Source organism: Caulobacter sp. P1_B12_2, assembly GCF_056406675.1.
Genome location: NZ_JBFTZS010000681.1, coordinates 1 through 1,638, shown reverse-complemented (window position 1 = coordinate 1,638; position 1,638 = coordinate 1). Strand labels below are relative to the sequence as shown.

The 1,638-nt window shown below is 70.8% G+C and carries 2 protein-coding genes and 2 pseudogenes; all 4 read left to right on the top strand.

Going from position 1 to position 1,638, the window contains the following annotated elements; translation table 11 throughout:
* Positions 1-464 (top strand): annotated as a pseudogene (locus tag AC1DZ6_RS24830) (DNA polymerase III subunit gamma/tau); the annotation flags it as partial.
* Between the two features lie 156 nt (positions 465-620).
* Positions 621-950: a YbaB/EbfC family nucleoid-associated protein gene (locus AC1DZ6_RS24825; RefSeq protein ID WP_477099760.1), complete on the top strand. Its 330-nt coding sequence runs from the start codon at positions 621-623 to the stop codon at positions 948-950.
* Between the two features lie 22 nt (positions 951-972).
* Positions 973-1,410, top strand: a complete 438-nt coding sequence (locus AC1DZ6_RS24820; RefSeq protein ID WP_477099759.1) for a nuclear transport factor 2 family protein — start codon at positions 973-975, stop codon at positions 1,408-1,410.
* Positions 1,410-1,638 (top strand): annotated as a pseudogene (locus AC1DZ6_RS24815) (recombination mediator RecR); the annotation flags it as partial. The gene AC1DZ6_RS24820 and the pseudogene AC1DZ6_RS24815, both read left to right, overlap by 1 nt.

Sequence of the window (1,638 nt, the reverse complement as noted above, 5' to 3'; positions counted from 1 at the left end):
GCGGAGCCGTCAACGCCCAGGCCCGGATCATGTCCGCCCCGGCCGCCCAGGCCGCGCCGATCCTGGCCTCGTTCGAAGACGTCGTGAAGCTGATCGCCGAGAAGCGCGACATCGGCCTGCGCCTGGACGTCGAGCAATTTGTCCGCCCGATCAGCTTCCGGCCCGGGGCCATCACCTTCGAACCAGCCCCCGGCGCGCCCGGCAACCTGGCTGGCCGCCTGGTGCGGGCGCTGAAGGAGTGGACCGGCCAGCCCTGGCTGGTGGCGGCCGAGGGCGGCGGCGGGGCCGAGAGCCTGCTGGAACGCCAGAAGCGCGAAGACCGCGAGGAGCTTGATTCAATCAGAGCCGACCCGTTCGTCGCCTCGGTGCTGACCGCCTTCCCCGGCGCGGAGATCGTCGAGGTCCGCAAGATCCTGACGCCCGAGGCGCCGCCGATCGAACCGGATGAGCTGGAAGAGACCTGATCCCCCTTCCCCCTTGAAGGGGGAAGGGTCGGGGATGGGGGTGAAGGCGTTTCAGGATACGGCGCGGCCTCGCCGAAACCCGCAGACGCTGTCACCCCCACCCCCGCCCCTCCCCCATCAAAGGGGGAGGGAGACTGTAGAAACGGAGCAAGACCCATGAAAGACCTCGGCGGCCTGATGAAGCAGGCCCAGGCCATGCAGCAGAAGTTGGCGGACGCCCAGGCGCGGCTCGCCGAACTGACGGTTGACGGCACGGCCGGCGGCGGCATGGTCACCGTCACCCTCAAGGGTTCGGGCGAACTGGCCAAGGTGGTGCTGGACGAAAGCCTGGTCGAGCCGGGCGAGGGCGAGGTGATCGCCGACCTGATCGTCGCCGCCCACGCCGACGCCAAGCGCAAGCTCGACGCTGAGCAGGCCCAGATGATGCAAGAAGCCGCCGGTCCGATGGCGGGCATGATGGGCGGCCTGCCCGGCATGAAATTCTAGGCCTCGCGCCCAGGGGATCCCGATGCTCCACCTTCGCACAGTCCTGATCGCCGTGGCGCTGGCCGTGCCGACGGCCGCTCTGGCCGCGCCGCTGCCGGCCGACCTGGCGGCCGCCGCCCATGCCTATGACGCCGCCCAGGTGAACGGCGACCGCGCGGCGCTGGAGCGGCTGGTCGCCGACGACTACGTGCTGGTCAACGGCGCGGGCCAGGTCCAGGACAGGGCGCGGCTGATCGCCGACTACGTGACCCCCGGCTTCAAGCTGGACCCGTTCACGATCGAGGCGCCGGTCGAGAAGGTGCTTGGCGACACCGCCCTGCTGGGCGGTCGGGTCAACATGACCGGTACGGACGGCGGGCAGCGCTTCGCCCTGGTCGTGCGCTTCGTCGACACCTGGGCCAAGCGCGACGGCCAGTGGCGGGTGGTCTATTCGCAGGTCACCCGGGTCGCGAAGCCCTGATGGCCGCCTCCGCCGGACCCGAGATCGAACGACTGATCGCCCTGCTGTCCAAGCTGCCGGGCCTGGGGCCGCGTTCGGGCCGGCGCGCGGCGCTGGCGCTGCTGAAGAAGCGCGACACCCTGCTGGCCCCGCTGACCGCCGCCTTGGTCGACGCCCAGGCCAAGGTGCGCACCTGCTCGGTGTGCGGCTCGCTCGACACCTCCGATCCTTGCGCCATCTGCTCGGACG